The organism is Embleya sp. NPDC020886 (genome assembly GCF_044333915.1).
GTDB lineage: Bacteria > Actinomycetota > Actinomycetes > Streptomycetales > Streptomycetaceae > Embleya.
The window spans coordinates 224,365-239,346 of the sequence record NZ_JBIRRX010000010.1 but is presented as its reverse complement, the minus strand read 5'-3'; the positions used below and the strand labels follow the sequence as shown (position 1 = coordinate 239,346).

At 72.7% G+C, this 14,982-nt stretch carries 10 protein-coding genes; 5 read left to right on the top strand and 5 right to left on the bottom strand.

What is annotated here, in order from left to right:
• On the bottom strand, window positions 1-1,449 hold the full coding sequence (locus ACH4U8_RS31255; protein WP_360315612.1) for an aldehyde dehydrogenase family protein: 1,449 nt from the start codon (window positions 1,447-1,449) through the stop codon (window positions 1-3).
• A gap of 264 nt (window positions 1,450-1,713) precedes the next feature.
• On the opposite strand from ACH4U8_RS31255, the gene ACH4U8_RS31250 reads away from it, so the two are divergent.
• Together ACH4U8_RS31250 and ACH4U8_RS31245 are read left to right on the top strand one after the other, a co-directional pair.
• Window positions 1,714-3,171 carry an APC family permease gene (locus ACH4U8_RS31250; RefSeq protein WP_360315614.1) on the top strand — a complete coding sequence of 486 codons (1,458 nt, stop codon included), beginning with the start codon at window positions 1,714-1,716 and terminating at the stop codon, window positions 3,169-3,171.
• A gap of 106 nt (window positions 3,172-3,277) precedes the next feature.
• Complete coding sequence (locus tag ACH4U8_RS31245; RefSeq protein ID WP_360315616.1) at window positions 3,278-3,853, top strand: GNAT family N-acetyltransferase; 576 nt, start codon at window positions 3,278-3,280, stop codon at window positions 3,851-3,853.
• 27 nt (window positions 3,854-3,880) lie between these two features.
• Here the strand turns inward: ACH4U8_RS31245 and ACH4U8_RS31240 are convergent, their stop codons facing one another.
• Window positions 3,881-8,449 carry a HEAT repeat domain-containing protein gene (locus tag ACH4U8_RS31240; protein ID WP_395781676.1) on the bottom strand — a complete coding sequence of 1,523 codons (4,569 nt, stop codon included), beginning with the start codon at window positions 8,447-8,449 and terminating at the stop codon, window positions 3,881-3,883.
• Window positions 8,450-8,639: 190 nt separating this feature from the next.
• Complete coding sequence (locus ACH4U8_RS31235; protein WP_395781790.1) at window positions 8,640-9,758, bottom strand: carbohydrate-binding protein; 1,119 nt, start codon at window positions 9,756-9,758, stop codon at window positions 8,640-8,642.
• Between the two features lie 820 nt (window positions 9,759-10,578).
• Here ACH4U8_RS31235 and ACH4U8_RS31230 point away from each other — a divergent pair.
• Both ACH4U8_RS31230 and ACH4U8_RS31225 read left to right on the top strand, forming a co-directional pair.
• On the top strand, window positions 10,579-11,322 hold the full coding sequence (locus tag ACH4U8_RS31230) for a GntR family transcriptional regulator (RefSeq protein ID WP_395781788.1): 744 nt from the start codon (window positions 10,579-10,581) through the stop codon (window positions 11,320-11,322).
• Between the two features lie 109 nt (window positions 11,323-11,431).
• Window positions 11,432-12,595, top strand: a complete 1,164-nt coding sequence (locus ACH4U8_RS31225; protein ID WP_360315622.1) for an ROK family transcriptional regulator — start codon at window positions 11,432-11,434, stop codon at window positions 12,593-12,595.
• A gap of 136 nt (window positions 12,596-12,731) precedes the next feature.
• Here the strand turns inward: ACH4U8_RS31225 and ACH4U8_RS31220 are convergent, their stop codons facing one another.
• On the bottom strand, window positions 12,732-13,373 hold the full coding sequence (locus ACH4U8_RS31220) for an NAD(P)H-binding protein (RefSeq protein WP_360315624.1): 642 nt from the start codon (window positions 13,371-13,373) through the stop codon (window positions 12,732-12,734).
• Window positions 13,374-13,472: 99 nt separating this feature from the next.
• Here ACH4U8_RS31220 and ACH4U8_RS31215 point away from each other — a divergent pair, with 99 nt between their 5' ends.
• Complete coding sequence (locus tag ACH4U8_RS31215; protein ID WP_395781674.1) at window positions 13,473-13,862, top strand: winged helix-turn-helix transcriptional regulator; 390 nt, start codon at window positions 13,473-13,475, stop codon at window positions 13,860-13,862.
• A 31-nt stretch (window positions 13,863-13,893) separates the two neighbouring features.
• On the opposite strand, the gene ACH4U8_RS31210 is transcribed toward ACH4U8_RS31215, so the two are convergent.
• The gene (locus tag ACH4U8_RS31210; RefSeq protein WP_395781786.1) at window positions 13,894-14,913 is read right to left on the bottom strand and encodes an SIS domain-containing protein; all 1,020 of its coding nucleotides are present in this window, start codon (window positions 14,911-14,913) and stop codon (window positions 13,894-13,896) included.
• Window positions 14,914-14,982 lie beyond the last annotated feature (69 nt).

Below are 14,982 nucleotides of genomic sequence, written 5' to 3'. Positions count from 1 at the left end.
TCAGAGGTTGATGACGCCGGTCCGGAGATCGGACATGTCGAGGAGCGTGTGCTTGCCGCCGATCCGACCCCAACCCGTACCGCGGTTGCCGGCTCCGCCGAACGGCATGTTCACGTCCCAGAAGCACGTGCTGTCGTTGACCACGACCTGCCCCACGGCCATCTCCTCGACGAAGCGATACGCCGCCCGCATGCTGCTCGTGAACACCGCACCCTGCAGGCCGAGCTTGTCGTCGTTGGCCAACCGCAGCGCGTCGTCCTCGTCCACCGCGGTGATGATCGGCACGACCGGGCCGAACGACTCCTCGCGCGAGAGCAGGCTGTCCACCGGGACCTGGTCCACGACGGTGAACTCGTAGTACAGGTCGGTCGGCATGCCCTCCCGGCGCTTGCCGCCCAGAAGCACCTTGGCGCCCCGCTCGTGCGCGTCGGCGATGTGCCGGTCCATCTTCGCGGCGACACCCTCGTTGTTGAGCGAGCCCAGGTTGGTCGCGGCGTCGAACGGGTCGCCGAGCACCACGTCCTCGGCGGCCCGCAGTACGGCGGCCACGAACGCGTCGTGCACCTCGTCCACCACGATCACCCGCTCGGTGGCGCAGCAGACCTGGCCCGCACACAGGTACGCGCCGTAGACCGCGGCCTTGGCGGCGGCGTCCAGGTCGGCGTCCTTGAGCACCACCAGCGGGCCGTTGCCGGAGCACTCCATGATCGAGCGCTTGAGGCCCGCCGTGGCCTGGATCTTGGCGCCGGTCGCGGAGGAGCCGATGAAGCCGATCGCGTCGATGCCGTCGTGCCGCACCAGCGCGTCGCCGGTGGCGCCCTCGCCCGGGAGGATGTTGATCAGACCCTCGGGCACGCCGGCGGCGACGAACGCCTCCATCGCCTTGAGCACGGTCAGCGGCGTGTTGGCCGGCGGCTTGACCACGTGCGCGTTGCCGGTGGCCAGGCCCGGGGCGACGAACTCGGCGAGCATGAGCAGCGGGAAGTTCCAGGGGGTGATGATGCCCCACGTGCCGACCGGCGCGTAGAAGGTCCACATGCGCTTGGTGCCGTCGGTGGAGGGCATCGTCTCGCCGTGCAGCCGGACCGCGTCCTCGGCGTGCAGGTGGAAGAGCTGCGCGGCCTCCTCGATGTCGGCGACCGACTCGGCGAGCGGCTTGCCCTGCTCCAGGGTCTGCAGGCGGGCCAGCTCGTCGACGCGCTTGGTGATCTCGTCGCCGATGCGGTGACACAGCTCGGCACGCTGCCAGACGTTGACCCTGGCCCACGCGCGCTGCGCGGTGTTGGCGGCGGCGACGGCCTTGTCCAGGTCCTCCGTGGTGGGCACCGGGATGGTGGCGACGTACTCACCGGTGACCGGGCTGATCACGTCGTAGCCCTCGGCGCCGGAGCCGTCGACGTAGGCGCCGTTGATGAAGAACTGGTGACGGGCGGAGCCGTTGCTGCTCATGCGGGGGGTCCCTCTCTGCCTTGGGGCGACGTTGTGCTCAGACTTCATCAGCAACTTTGACCTGTCAATAGATCTCAATGAGCAACTTCCACAGGTCTCATTTGTCGAATGAACAAAGACGAACCCTTGACGTGGTCGAAAACTCGGATCTATAACAGGGCCGACAGCAGGGCCACGGCGCCACCGCAGCCCGCACCCCCTCCCCCAAGCGGCCGTCCCCCGGGCTCACCCGCCGGCCGCTCCCACCCCGCGAAGGGGACACAGATGTCCGCATCACCCAAGCCGGCCGCCTCCGGCTCCACCGGCCCCGCCACCTCCGGCACCGCGGCGAACCCGCCCGCGCTCGCCAAGAAGATGCGCTGGTACGACGGCTTCGCGATGTCGCTGACCATGCCCGCCGCCCTGATCGCCTCGCTCGGCGCGTCGATCGGCGGCCTGGGCGCGTGGGGCGCGATCGCCCTGTGGGCCGGCTCGATGGTCCTGGCCACGATCGCCAACTGGATCTACACCGAGCTGGCCGCGATGTTCCCCGAGTCGTCCGGCGGCATCGCGCACTACGCGACCGAGGGCTGGAAGAAGCGCGCCCCGTTCGTCGGTCCGCTGGCCAGCATCGGCTACTGGTTCCCCTGGACCACCGCGCTGTCCGTGTACGCGGGCATCATCGGCTCACTCGTCCAGGCCCAGTGGTTCAAGGGCCAGGACTGGACCCTGGACCTGGGCATCGCCGAGCTGACCTTCCCGATCGTGGTCGGTCTCGCGGTGATCGTGCTGCTGTTCGGCGCGGCCATGTTCGGCCTGCACGTCGCGATGTGGGTCGTCTACGTCACAGGCGGCATGCTCCTGGTGCCGCTCGCGGTGTTCATCGTGCTGCCGTTCGCCAGTGGCGACTGGAGCGCGAGCAACCTGCACTGGAACCTGCACGGCGCGGCGGGCATCCGCGAGTCGTTGGTGTGGCTGTACGTGATGGCCTGGACGTCGTTCGGCGTCGAGGTGTGCGCGACCTTCGCCCCGGAGTACAAGGACACCGTCAAGGACACCTCGCGGGCCCTGCGCGCGGGCGTGCTGTTCTCGCTGGGCGTGTTCATCCTGCTGCCGCTGGCGCTGGCCGGGTACGTCGGCGAGGGTGCGATCGCGCTCGACCCGACCACCTTCTACGTCGGCGCGTTCAACGACCTGGTGGGCGGCGCGGCCGACCTGATGGTGGTCTTCCTGATCGCGTCGCTGCTGCTGATCATGATCACCGGTCTGGCCGACGGCTCGCGCGTGCTCTACAACATGGGCAAGGAGGGCACCACGATCAAGCAGGTCGGCGTGCTCGACAAGCGCGGCGTGCCGGCTCGGGCGCTGATGATCGCGCTCGCGGTCAACGTGGTCATCCTGATCGCGCTCAAGACGCCGCTGGCGATCATCGTGACCGGCAACCTCGGCTACATCCTGACCCACATCCTGGCCATCTCCGGCTTCGCGATGTTGCGCAAGGACCGCCCCGACCTGGCCCGTCCGATCCGGCTGCCCGACTTCTTCATCCCGTTGGCCTGGCTGCTCGCCGCGTTCCTGACCGTGGTGCTGGTGGTCGGCGCGACCGGCTTCTCCATCACCGGCTACGGCGGCTACAAGGAACTCGGAGTCGCCTGCGGGGTGTTGATCGTCGGCGTCGCGCTGTGGCTGTACCGCACCAAGGTCCAGGACCCACGCGACGCGGCCGCGGCCCAACGCCGCTGAGCCGCACCCGATCACGAACGGGGTCCCGCACACCGGTGCGGGGCCCCGTTCGTCGTCGCCCGCCGAATCCCGCCCGGGCCCGGCGGGCACCGGGCACACTCGAACCATGACCACCGAACCCCCTCCCCCGTACCGCCTGTCGACCTCCGTCGAGTTGACCGGCCCCGGAATCCGGTTGCGGGAGTGGACCGACGCCGATGTCCCGGCCCTGGTCGAGCTGTTCGACGAGGTCGAGACGGCACGATGGACCCCGCTCGCGTCGCCCTTCGACACCGATGCCGCCCGCGAGTTCCTGGCCAAGGGCCGGTTGTCGCGGGCCCGGGAGCGCTCGATCGAATTGGCCGTGACGCTCGACGGCGACGCGCCGTGCGGGGTGGTCATGCTGTTCGTCGGCACCGAGGAGGAGCCCGACGTGGCCGAGTTGGCGTACGCGATCGGGGCCGCCCATCGCGGCCGGGGGTTGGCCGCGAAGTCGGTCCGGTTGATGACCGATTACGCCTACCGGGTGGTGGGTGTCCGCGAGGTGGGCCTGCGGATCCCGCCGGACAACGCCGCCAGTATCGCGGTCGCCCGGGCCACCGGCTTCGTCCGCACCGACGCCCCGACGATCGTCCGCGACCGCCGCGGCAGTCCGTTCACCCTGCACATGTGGCTGCACCGGCCGGTGACCCCCACGCGCTGAGGCACACCGACCCCGGGGCCGGCCCGATCACCTCGGGGTCGCCGCGATGCGGTCGCGCAGTTCGAGGTAGCGGGCGCGGCGATCCGGGCGGGCGCGGGCGGCGGCCCTGCGCAACATCGGCAACACCGGCGGACCGATCCGGGCCAATCCGTCGCCGGCCGCCTCGCGAATGGCCTGGTCGGAGTCGCCGAACAGGATGAGCAGGGTCGGCACGGCGGGTTCCCAACCGGCGTGCGACAGGGTACGAATGGCCCCTCGGACGACATCGCGACGCGGGTCGTCGAGCAACTTCTCGGTGTTGCGCAGGTATTCGGGACGGTCCAGGATGCGCCGCGAGACACGATGCGCGTGCAGCCGCACCCTCGGCACCGGATGGCTCAGCAACTCGACCACCAGCTCCCGGACCTGCGCATCGCGGCCATGCTCGTCGGCGAGTCGGGACAGGGCCCGGCGGGCCTGTTCGGGGGCGTCGCCGCGAACGACGCCGATCAGTTCGTCGCGCGTGGGACGCTCGGCGCCGACGGGCACGGCACGCCTGCGCAGCTCGATCAGCGCCGCACCGTTGCGGCCCGGAGCACCGGCCCGCAGCAGCGGTCCGTCGGTCAGGGTCAGCCGGTCGGCGAGGGCACGGTGGCCCTCCGCCCGCAACCGGCGTACCACCTCGGTCAGTTCCGGGGTGCGTCGGATCGACCGATCGAGCAACAGGTCGAGACCACCCCGGCGGCCCGCCGCGAGCCGGGTCCGCAACGCCTCGGCGAGCAGCTCGCCCGGGAGTCGACGGGCCGCGGCGAAGGCCTGTGCTCGGGTGGCCGGTGCGCCGTCCTCCCACCACGAGATCAGGAACGGCGCCATCCGCTCCAGGTCGTCCGGGCGCATCCTCGCGCACAGACCCGCGGCACGTTCCCGGCCGGCCTCGTCGTAACCGTCGAAATCGGTGATCGACAGCAGCTCCCGGGCGAGTTCGGCCCGCGGGGGCAGGTCGAACCCGCCGCGCAGCCAGGCGTCGAGGAGCACCCGCCGTACCGTCGGTTCCGCCCACTCGCCCAACAACCGGGCGGCGGCGGTGCGGCGGGCCGGTTCGGCCGAGGCGAGCAGTGCGAGCAGCCGCTCGCGCTGTGCGGTCGAGCGGGGTTGGTCCAGATCGCCGGCCTCCGGAACACGCGTGGGCACCGCGGTGCGGGCGGCCTGCTCGGCCAGGGTCCACGGCGGTGCGTCGATCGGCTGAAGCTCCGTCAACCAGTCGAGCAGGGGCGCCCGGGTCGACGCCTCGGCGTTCGGGAAGGCGTCGATCAGCGCGGCGACACACGATCGGGAGTCGACGTCGACGGGTTCGCCCGCAGCCCGGAAGGCGGCGAGCGCGCCGGCCGAGCGCACCGCGTCGCCGAGCGCGGACCGCCAGACGGCCGCAGCGGTGGTGGTGCGGGTCGCGGCGGCTGGGTCGATCGGCACCCCGGCGGTTGCCGATCCCGCATCCGCCGGCCCGAACACCTCGCGCAGCAAGGCGACTTCGGCCTCCCAGGGATTGGGCCCGCGGCGCACCCCGGCCAGCGCCCGCTGCACGTCCTCGCGGGTGAGTACGGCCCCGCAGCCCCGCAACACCGCCAACGGCAATCGACCGGCGAAGGATTGCGCCGGCAGCGCGCGGACCCGACCCGCCAACGCGAAGGCGGCCACCTCGGACAACGAGCCCGCGATCGCTTCGAGCACCTCACCGACCCCGTCCACGGTGCCCAGTTCGGCCGCGAGCACGTCGAACGCATCGGCGAACGCGCGGTGTTCCGGATCCGACCAGGGCGCCGGGCAGGCATCGAGCACCAGGCGCAGGACCGCCGCCCGACTCGCGGGCCGCTCGCGCGCGAGGGCGAGCAACCAGGGCAAAGCCCCGCGCAGGGCGTCCCGTTGGGCGCGGTTCGGCCGATCCGGCCCTGCGGCCAGGCGCAACACCGCCCGCGCGTCCCCGGCGGGTCGGCAAGATCGGGCGAGCATCGTCAGGTCGGCCCGGAGCTCGGCGTCCTCCGCCGTCGCCGGCTCGGCCGGCGCGTGGCCGAACGCCGCGAGTTCCGCCGCCAGGTCCGCCGGAGCGCCGATTCGCAAGGTGTGTCCGCCGGTTGCCAGGCCCGCGAGCAGCGGCCCGGCGAGCGGCGAGCCGCGTCGGACCAGCGCCGCCACCGCCGGTGCGGACAACGCGCGGTCCAGCGCGTCGAGCAGCAGCCCCCGCTCGCGGGCGTCCGTGACCCGCTCCGCCGCGGACACCACACACGCGGCGTATCCCGCGCCCAGAACGGCCCGCAGCGCGGCCGTCGCCGACTCGCGCAGGCCCGGGTTGTCGTGCCGGCCGAGCAGCCGAAGCAACGCCGGGACCTGGGCCGGCGTACCCGCGTCGAGCAGTGCCCGTGCCGCCGTCTTGCGGATGTTCATCACCGGGTGGTCCAGGCAGGCCGCGATCGCCTCGGCCGCCCCATGGGCCCGCGCCTCGCCGAGCGCCCGCAGGGCCTGCCGCACCGTCTGCGGGTCGGCGGCCGAGGTGAGCGGAATCAGGCTCGCGGACAACGACCCGGCCTCGTCGGGGGCGGCGGCGCGGGCCGACAGCGCGATGGCGCGCTTGCGGACGTGCGGATCGCGATGCCGGATCAGGTGGTGGATCCGTCGCTTGACGTCCGAGACGCCGGTCCGACCCAGGAGTTCGAGCAGGACGGCCGTTTCGGCGGCGGTGATGCCCGCGCGGTCCAGCAGGTCGAACGTGAGGTCGGCGAGCAGGACGCCGCGTGCCGCCTCCGGCCGGTCCGCGTCCAGGAGACACACCGGGCGCAACGCGCGGCGCCGGTGCAGCCGTTCGCCGAGTCCGCCGATCGCTTCGAGCACCTCGTCCGGCACGACCGGTTCGGCGACCTCCTCCCCCCGGTCCGTCACCAGGTCGCTCACCACGCGCAGCAGCAGGTCGGCGAGCGCGGGAAGGGTGCGCGCGTCGCCGTTGCGGGCGAGCCGGCACAGCGCCTGCACCGGCCGTCGCGCGTCGAGGTCGGCGGTGAGCAGCGCGAGTTCGTCCGGATCGGGGATGCCCAGGTCGGCCGCGATCCGTTCGGGCAACTCCCGGCGGTCGAGCCGGGCGCGCAACTCCCGGCGGGCCTGCGGGTCGTCGGTGAGGTGCCACACCAGTTCCAGCGCCCGATCCGCCGCCGCGCGCAGGTGCGGCACGATCACGCCGTCCGGGTCGTCCATGGCCAGCCCCGCGCGCAGGGCCGCGACCGTGCGCGGGCCGCCGATCGCCTCCAGGGTGCGCAGCGCCGCCCCCGGGGCCCGGGGCAGGGCGGCGAGCACTGCGTCCTCCGCGTCACGATGGCGCAGTTCGCGCAGGACGGACAGGATCGGCTCCGGCCGCCGCGAGTCGGCCAGCCGCGCGGTGAGCACTTCGCCGACCGGCAGCTCGGGTGCGCCCTGCTCGGCCAGCGCGCGCAGCAGGTCCAGGCAGCGGGGCCAATCGGGATCGTCGTCCGACACCGCCGTCAGGGCCCGCAGTGCCTCGTGCCGCACGGTGAACAACACGATCGCGAAGTGCACCGGGGAGACCCGGTGGTCGGCGAGCGCACACTCCACGACGGCCGGCACCTCGCCGGGTCGCACGAAGTGCCCACGTTGATGCATCGCCCGCAGACACGCCGCGAACGGCTCGGCGAACAGCAGCGGATCGGTGCGGGCGAGCGCCGACAGCGCGGCCGTATCGCCGCGTTCGGCGAACTCGCCGACCAACGTGAGCGCGCGCCGCCGCCGCTCTCCGGGCAGGCGCGGATCCGCCGCGATCTCGCGCAGCAGCCCGGACAGGCCGAACCGGGCGGCCGTCTCCACGGCCTGCGCGTGCTCGGACACCGACCGCCGCAACGCGGCCTCGATCCCGGACGGCGCCGCGCCGAAGGCCCACGGCTCGGCGAGTTCGGCCAACGCGCCCGCAACCACGGGCGCGCCACCGACCGGATCCAGCAGCTCGACCAACCGGTCGCGCGCCCGCGCCGGGTCGAGCAACGCGCCGTGCACCGCCTCCCGCAGCACCCGCAGGGCCGCCGCGCGCAGCACCGGCTCGGGCCGGGCGAGCAACGCGCGCAGGTAGCCGTCCGGATCGGCCGGCGCCTCGGCGTCGATCGCGCGCACCGCCTGGTACAGCTCCTCGCCCGGGGGTTCGGCCCCCAGGGTCGCCTCGGGCCGGCCGATGATCCGCGCCCGCAACCAGGCGACCCGGACCCGGGCCGGCCACTCGGTCGGATTCCCGTCGGCGCGTCGTTCCGGCAGCGGCACCTGCGCCGACACCGACAGTCGGGCATACGCCTCGGCCGACACCAGGGCCGTCTCGGCGGGCAGCGCGGGCACGGTCGCCGGCAGGGTGGCCAATTCCGCGGCGGTGCCCGGATCGGCGCTCGCGGCACGCTCCCGGAGCAGCACGACGCCGAGGTGACGCAGCGCCGGGTCCGAGTGCCCGATCAGTGGCCGCAGCACCGTGACCGGGCAGGCCGTATCGGCGAATCGGGCGAAGAGCCAATCGACGTCGGCCCGCCGCACGGCGTCGGACACGGCATCGGACACGGCGGCATGATCCGAGGTCGTCATCGGTCGATCCTAGGCATCCGGTCCGGGACCGGACGAGCGAGTATTCCGCGTTCCCGCCCACCGGCGACGGGCCGGAGTCGCCCGATCGGCGACTCCGGCCCATCCTCGCGCTCACCGCGGCGTCGTCACGCGCGGCGGCGCAGGTCGCGCACCGGCCGGGGTCGGTGCGTCCGGGTCGGCGGGTCCGGGGTCAGCAGGCGCCCAGGTCCTGCCAGACACCCCATTGGCCGGTCGTACCCGGCTCCTCACCCTGGGTCCACCACTTCGCCTTCCACGAATGACCGTTGTGCGACACGCTGTTGTTCGCCGTGTAGATCGCCGCGCGGTCCCACGGCGTCGTGCTGCACGTGCTCGGCGGGACGGTGGTCGGCGGGGTCGTCGTGGGCGGGGTCGTGGTGGGCGGCGTGGCACCCGCGAACCGGACGGAGTACTTGGTGAAGTCCCAGGCGGCCTGCGGCACGCTGCTGCACACGCCCGAGGTCTTGCCGTTGTTGTCCGGTGGCGTGCACTGACGGTCCCGGTTGACCGACCAGTTCGTGAAGCGCGCCATGTGGTGGCTGATCGCGTAGTCGTACACGGCCTGGAAGTCGGCCTGGTAGAAGTACTCTCCGGTGTCGCTGCGTCCGTTCATCTGCGAAATGCCCTCGTGCGCGTAGGCGGTGGCGGTGTCCCAACCGAACGTGTTGCGCAGGATGGTGTTGAAGTTGGTCAGCGCCGAGGTCTGCGCGGCGGCTCCGTTGAACCCGCCGTCGAACGGCATGATGGAGAAGTTGTCCGGGACGAAGCCCTGCGCCTTGGCCTCGTTGAGCATCTGCTTGCCGAACCAGCCGGTGCCGTCGGCGGTGGCGGCCGTGGTCACCGAGAGGTAGATGCCCGGGTTCCGCTGCTGGATGATCCGGGCCGCGCCGATCTCGTTGCGGATGGCCGCGGCGTTCTCGTACTCCGGTTCCTCCAGGTCGAAGTCCAGCGCCTTGAGCGCGTACTTGTCGATCACCTGTTGATACGCGGCGGCGGTGGCCTCGGGGGTGCCGCAGGTCTGGCCGAGCTTGGTGCCGCCGTAGCCGCCGGCGGAGGCCGAGACGTCACCACCCTTGGCCCGGATCGCGGCGATCACCCCGGCCACCGCGGTATCCGTCGAGGTCGGCTTGGTGCCGTCCCAAGTCGGCGTACAACCGCCGCCGTTGGGTGCCAGGATGAAGGCGAGCTGGAACGCCTTGAGGCCGGTGGCGTCCATCACCGCGCCGGCGTCCGGCGGGTCGTTGTCGAGCGGCATCAGGTAGGGGGCGACGGCGTACCAGTTGCTGCCGATGCCGGTGGTCGCCGGGGACGCGGCGGGGCCGGCGGCGGTCGCACCACCGGTGAACGCGAACAGCGAGATCAACCCCGCCGACGCGGCTGCTGCGGCGAGGACGGGGACGTAGCGACGTGCCACGGGGGACTCCCTCGGGGGACTTGGTATAGACCAATGGCCAAAGGGTGGGCCTTCCCCTTCCGACCCGTCAATACATTGGACTGGACCAATTTCCGGGCCCGACGCGCACACCCGGACCGACCTGCGCATCCACCGGGACCGACCCGCGCGCCCACCCGATCCGACTCCGGGAGATTCCGCCGGGTCCGGACCGACGCGCACTCGCACCGCCCGCTTCGACACGTTTCCACACGATCCGGCGCGGTCGGTCAACTGCCTTGCTACGTGGGCCAGTTACCGTTGGAATCGCACGCTCGGCCGCAGCGCGGAGGGCGCTCTTCGCCGCGCGTTCGACCTCGGCCGCCGGGCGGACCGACGCCCGATGTTCGCCCGGGAGTCGCCCGGGCGGGGAAACCTTTTCGTCGGGTCGCCTTCACCATCGGGCAGGCTCCGGACACGAGGCCGCGACCGGCGTGTCGCGAGGTTTAGCCGGCTCGCATCCGGGCCCGCGCGCGCGGCGTGACATTCGCGCAGGTCAGCTCGGGTGTGGGCGGTTCGAGCCCGGTGGTGTGAGCCAGGTCACCGGGAACTCGGACCGACTTGGTCTGGACCTTTCGCGGTCCGACGGGGTTATATTCAACCGTCTTTACTAAACCGAGCATGCAATAAGTCCGCGCCGCGCAGGCGTCGGCCAGCCGAGGGGGCGTCCGTGAGCAGCATGGCGACATTGCCGGACGAAGCGGTCTTCGGCGAGCCCAAGTACTGGCAACTGCGCACCTCGCTGCTGAGGGCGATCGAGGCGGACTTCAGCTCCGGCGACATCCTGCCGAACGAGCGCGACCTCGCCGCCCGCTTCGGCGTCGCCCGGGCCACCCTGCGGCACGCGCTCGAACAGCTCGAACTCGAAGGCCGACTGGTCCGCAAGCGCGGCGCCGGCACCACCGTCGCCGGACCGCGCGTGGACGTCTCGCTCAGCGCCGAGGGCGAGGGCTGGCCGGGTGTGGACCTGCGCGACCGCGAGGTGATCGACTGCGCCACCGTGCCGGTCACCGACGACTTCGCGGACACCCTCAAGGGCCGCCCCTCGGCCCTGGTGCACCGGTTGCGCCGCCGACAGTTCTCGATGCGCCAGGTGGTCGGCCTGGAATGCCTGTACGTCTCCCGCGCCGTGGTGCCCTCGTTGTCCACCCGGGTCCCGGGCTTCGAGCGCGCCTCGCTGATGCTGCGTCAACTGCGCGGGCACCGCCTGGAGAGCCGGCACCGCGCGGTCGAACTGGGCGTGGCCGAGGCCGAGGAGGCGCGTTACCTGGAGCGCCCGCCCGGTACCGCCGTGCTGATCGTGACGACGACGTACACCGCGCTCGGCCGGACCGCCGCGGTCACCGTGGCCACCTACCGCGCCGACACCTGCCGGCTGGCGTTCGCCGAGGCGGGGCCGACCGCGTTGCGGCCCGCGTCCTGATCACGACGCGAAACCTGGGTACCATCCGCGCCTGAGCGACGACGTATCCGACGGGCCCGACGGCCCGGTCGGACGTGCCGCGCGACGGCGCGACGAGAGGACATGAGCTGTGGCACAGGCGACGGGCGGGGACTCCTCCGTGGTCCGGCGGATCAACTCCGCGGCGACCCTGCGCACGTTGCGCGGTGGCGAGGTGTTGACCGTGACCGCGCTGATGGAGGCCACCGGCCTGTCCCGCCCCACCGTCGAGGGGGTCGTCGACGGCCTGCTCGCCGAGGGCCTGGTCGTGGAGACCACCACCGCCGAGAGCGAGGACGGCAGCCGGCCGCGCGGCCGGCCGGCCCGCCGCTTCCGCTTCCACGCCGAGGCCGGTCACCTGCTCGGCATCGACGTCGGCGTGCACCACATCCGGGTCGTGCTCGCGGACCTCGCCGGCACCATCGTCGGCCGGGCCGCGCGCACCGTCGAGGAGGACTGCGAGGCCGAGGATCGGCTCGAACGCGTGCGCGGCCTGATCAGCGAGACGCTGCGCCGGGCCCAGGTCTCCCGGGGTTCGTTGTGGGGCGTGGGCGTGGGCACGCCCGGGATCGTGAACACCGAGGGTGTGGTCACGCTGTCCTCGGCGATGCCGGGCTGGACCGGCCTGGACCTCGGCGGCCGACTCGGCCGCTCGTTCAGTTGTCCGATCCAGGTCGAGAACGACGCCAACCTGGCCGCGATCGGCGAACGCTGGAAGGGCATCGCGGTCGGTTCCGACGACATCGTCTACGTGATGGCCGGCCTCAGCCCGGGCGCCGGCTCGTTCATCAACGGCCGACTGCACCGCGGCTTCGGCGGCGCCGCGGGCGAGATCGGCGCGCTGCACCTGCTGGGCCGCCAGGTCACCCCGGAGAACCTGCTGTCCACCACCGGCACGCCGCTGCCGCCACTGGACGAGGCGGCCGTCGGCGAGGTGTTCCGGCACGCGGCCGAGGGCGACCGGACCGCGACCGAGGCGGTGGACCGCTTCGTCCAGCGCCTGATCCACGACGTCACCGCGCTGGTGTTGGCGCTGGACCCGGAGATCGTGGTGATCGGCGGCTGGGCGGCGGGCCTCGCGGACGCGGTCCCGCCGCTGACCACCGAACTGCGCCGACTGTGCCTGCGCATGCCCCGCGTCGAACTGTCCGCACTTGGCGCCGACGGCGTCGCGCTCGGCGCCGTACGAGTCGCCCTCGACCGAGTCGAACACCGCCTGTTCGCGGTCGAACACACGGGCTCGGCGCGGGCCTAGGCCCCTGTCCGGCGGGTCTTGGTGGGGCCGCGCCGCCCGGCACCGCACCTCGCCGCACCGGACGACGCGGCCCGCTCCACCAAGATCCACCGGACAGGGGGCCGGCCGCCGGGCCGGGTGCGGTGCGCCGGCTCGCTCATCGCCCGTCCTCGATCCCGACGTGCACCCCGCGCAGCTTCGGCGCGTCGATCTCGTCCAGCAACGCGATCGCGAAGTCCGGGTAGGACACCCGGCTTTGCGCATCGGCGGGCGCGACGCGGCAGTTCCCGGTTCGAACGCCCTCGTGGTCGAAGTCGCCCGCCGGGCTCAGCACGACCCACTCCGGCGCGCCGTCCCACGAGCGCAGCGCCGCGTTGCCCTCGCCGTGCGCGAGGAAGAACGCCCGGTACTCCTGCGGGTAGTCCGGCGTGTCCATCAGCGGTTCGCCGGACGCGGTCGGCAACACCGAGGCCAGGCCCACCCACACCAACCGCCCGACCCCCGCCCGGGACAACCCCGCGAGCAGCGCCCGCACCGCCCGCACGAAGAAGTCGCCCATCGGCGCGGCCGGGTCGTACACCGCCGCGATCGCCGCGTCGTGGCCCACCGCGAGCGCCGCCACCGCGTCGGCGTCGGTCACATCACCCGCGACCACCCGTACCTCCGGGCCGGCCAGATCCGCGTACTTCGCCGGATCGCGCACCACGGCGGTGACCCGGTGCCCCCGGCGCAATGCCTCCGCGACGGCCGTGCGTCCGGTCCGCCCACCCGCGCCGAAAACGATGATGCCGTTGCTCATGTGTCCACCTTGTTCGTCCGTCGATCCCCTGGTCGCGACTGCCGCGGCCAAGCTACCCAGGGCGGTGGTTACCTCTCGGATACCTACTACGGTGGGCCCATGAGCGAGGCCACCAAAGAGCCCCTGTCCGCGGACATGTTCGATCCGGTCTGCCCGTCGAACCTGTCCCCGATCCGCTTCGGCGACAAATGGGCGGCGATGATCATCCGCTGCCTGGAGCACGGTCCCCGGCGCTTCTCCGAATTGCGCGTACCGATGCACGGCGTCACCGCGAAGGTGCTCACCCGGTCGCTGCGCACGCTGGAGCGCGACGGTCTGATCAGCCGCACCGCCCACGATTCCCCGGTCCGCCGGGTGACGTACGCACTCACCCCGCTGGGCCGCAGCATGCTGGTCCCGATGGCCGCCGCGTGCACATGGGCAAAGACGCACTGGGACGAACTCCTGGACGCGCGCGAGGCGTCGGCCGACCTGAACCGGACCGCCTGACGGCACCGCCGGGCGGCGACGACCCACCGCGCTATCGCGTCTCGGTCACCTTCGCCAGCGCCCGCGGCGCGTCCGGGTCGCAGCCGCGTCCCAACGCGACCTCGCGGGCCAGCAGTTGCAACGGCAGGATCTCCAGGATCGGCGACACCTCCTCGGCGACCCCGGTCGGCAGCACGAAGCCCCGACCGTACTCGGCCACCGACTCGGCGGACCCGATCACGTACAGATCCGCGCCCCGTTCGCGCAGCCGATCCAGCACCGGCCGCAGCGCCTGCCCGCCCGCACCCTCCGATGCCACCGCGAGCACCGGCCAGGCCCGGTCGACGATCGCGAGCGGGCCGTGCATCAGGTCCGCGCCGGAGAACGCCTGGGCGCCGATGTAGCTGGTCTCCATGATCTTGAGCGCGGCCTCGCGGGCGGTCGGATATCCGTAGCCGCGCGCGGTGACCACGAGCCGGTCCGCGAACCGGTAGCGCTCGGCGGGCGCCTCGACCTCGGCCTGCCGGTCCAGGATCGCGCGAGCCGCGTCGGGCAACACCCGGGCGGCCTCGCCGGTGCCGCCGCGCAGGTGGTCCACCAGCAGGAACAGGGTGAGCAGTTCGGCGGTGTAGGTCTTGGTCGCGGGCAACGCGAGTTCGGGACCGGCGAGTACGTCCAGGTGCAGGTCGGACTCGCGGGCGAGCACCGACTCGGCGTTGTTGGTCACCGCGAGGGTGAGTGCGCCGTCCGCGCGGGCCTGTCGGGCCGAGGCGATCAGGTCCGGCGAACCGCCGGACTGGCTCACCGTCACCACCAGGCAGCCGGCCAGTCGTTGCCGGGCGCGGTAGGCGGTCGTGGTGGACATCGAGGTGAGTCCCGCGGGCAGACCGAGCAACACCTCGGTGAGGTAGCGCGCGTACAGCCCCGCGTTGTCGGAGGTGCCACGCCCGGTGAACAGCACGAACCTCGGGTCCCGCGCCCGGATTTCCGCGGCGACCGCCCGGATCGCGTCGAGCCCGTCGGTCAGGATCCGAGCCAACCCTTCGGGCTGGGCCGCGATCTCACGGGCCATCACCGAGCCGGGGGCCGGGGCAGGGGCGGTGGGCAGGGGCGAAGCGGGCACGGTGGTACCTCCGGCTAC

Bases quoted from the DNA above. Each gene is read 5' to 3' on its own strand.
- ACH4U8_RS31255 (WP_360315612.1), bottom strand. From the start codon at position 1,449: ATGAGCAGCAACGGCTCCGCCCGTCACCAGTTCTTCATCAACGGCGCC.
- ACH4U8_RS31250 (WP_360315614.1), top strand. From the start codon at position 1,714: ATGTCCGCATCACCCAAGCCGGCCGCCTCCGGCTCCACCGGCCCCGCC.
- ACH4U8_RS31245 (WP_360315616.1), top strand. From the start codon at position 3,278: ATGACCACCGAACCCCCTCCCCCGTACCGCCTGTCGACCTCCGTCGAG.
- ACH4U8_RS31240 (WP_395781676.1), bottom strand. From the start codon at position 8,449: ATGACGACCTCGGATCATGCCGCCGTGTCCGATGCCGTGTCCGACGCC.
- ACH4U8_RS31230 (WP_395781788.1), top strand. From the start codon at position 10,579: ATGGCGACATTGCCGGACGAAGCGGTCTTCGGCGAGCCCAAGTACTGG.
- ACH4U8_RS31220 (WP_360315624.1), bottom strand. From the start codon at position 13,373: ATGAGCAACGGCATCATCGTTTTCGGCGCGGGTGGGCGGACCGGACGC.
- ACH4U8_RS31215 (WP_395781674.1), top strand. From the start codon at position 13,473: ATGAGCGAGGCCACCAAAGAGCCCCTGTCCGCGGACATGTTCGATCCG.
- ACH4U8_RS31210 (WP_395781786.1), bottom strand. From the start codon at position 14,913: ATGGCCCGTGAGATCGCGGCCCAGCCCGAAGGGTTGGCTCGGATCCTG.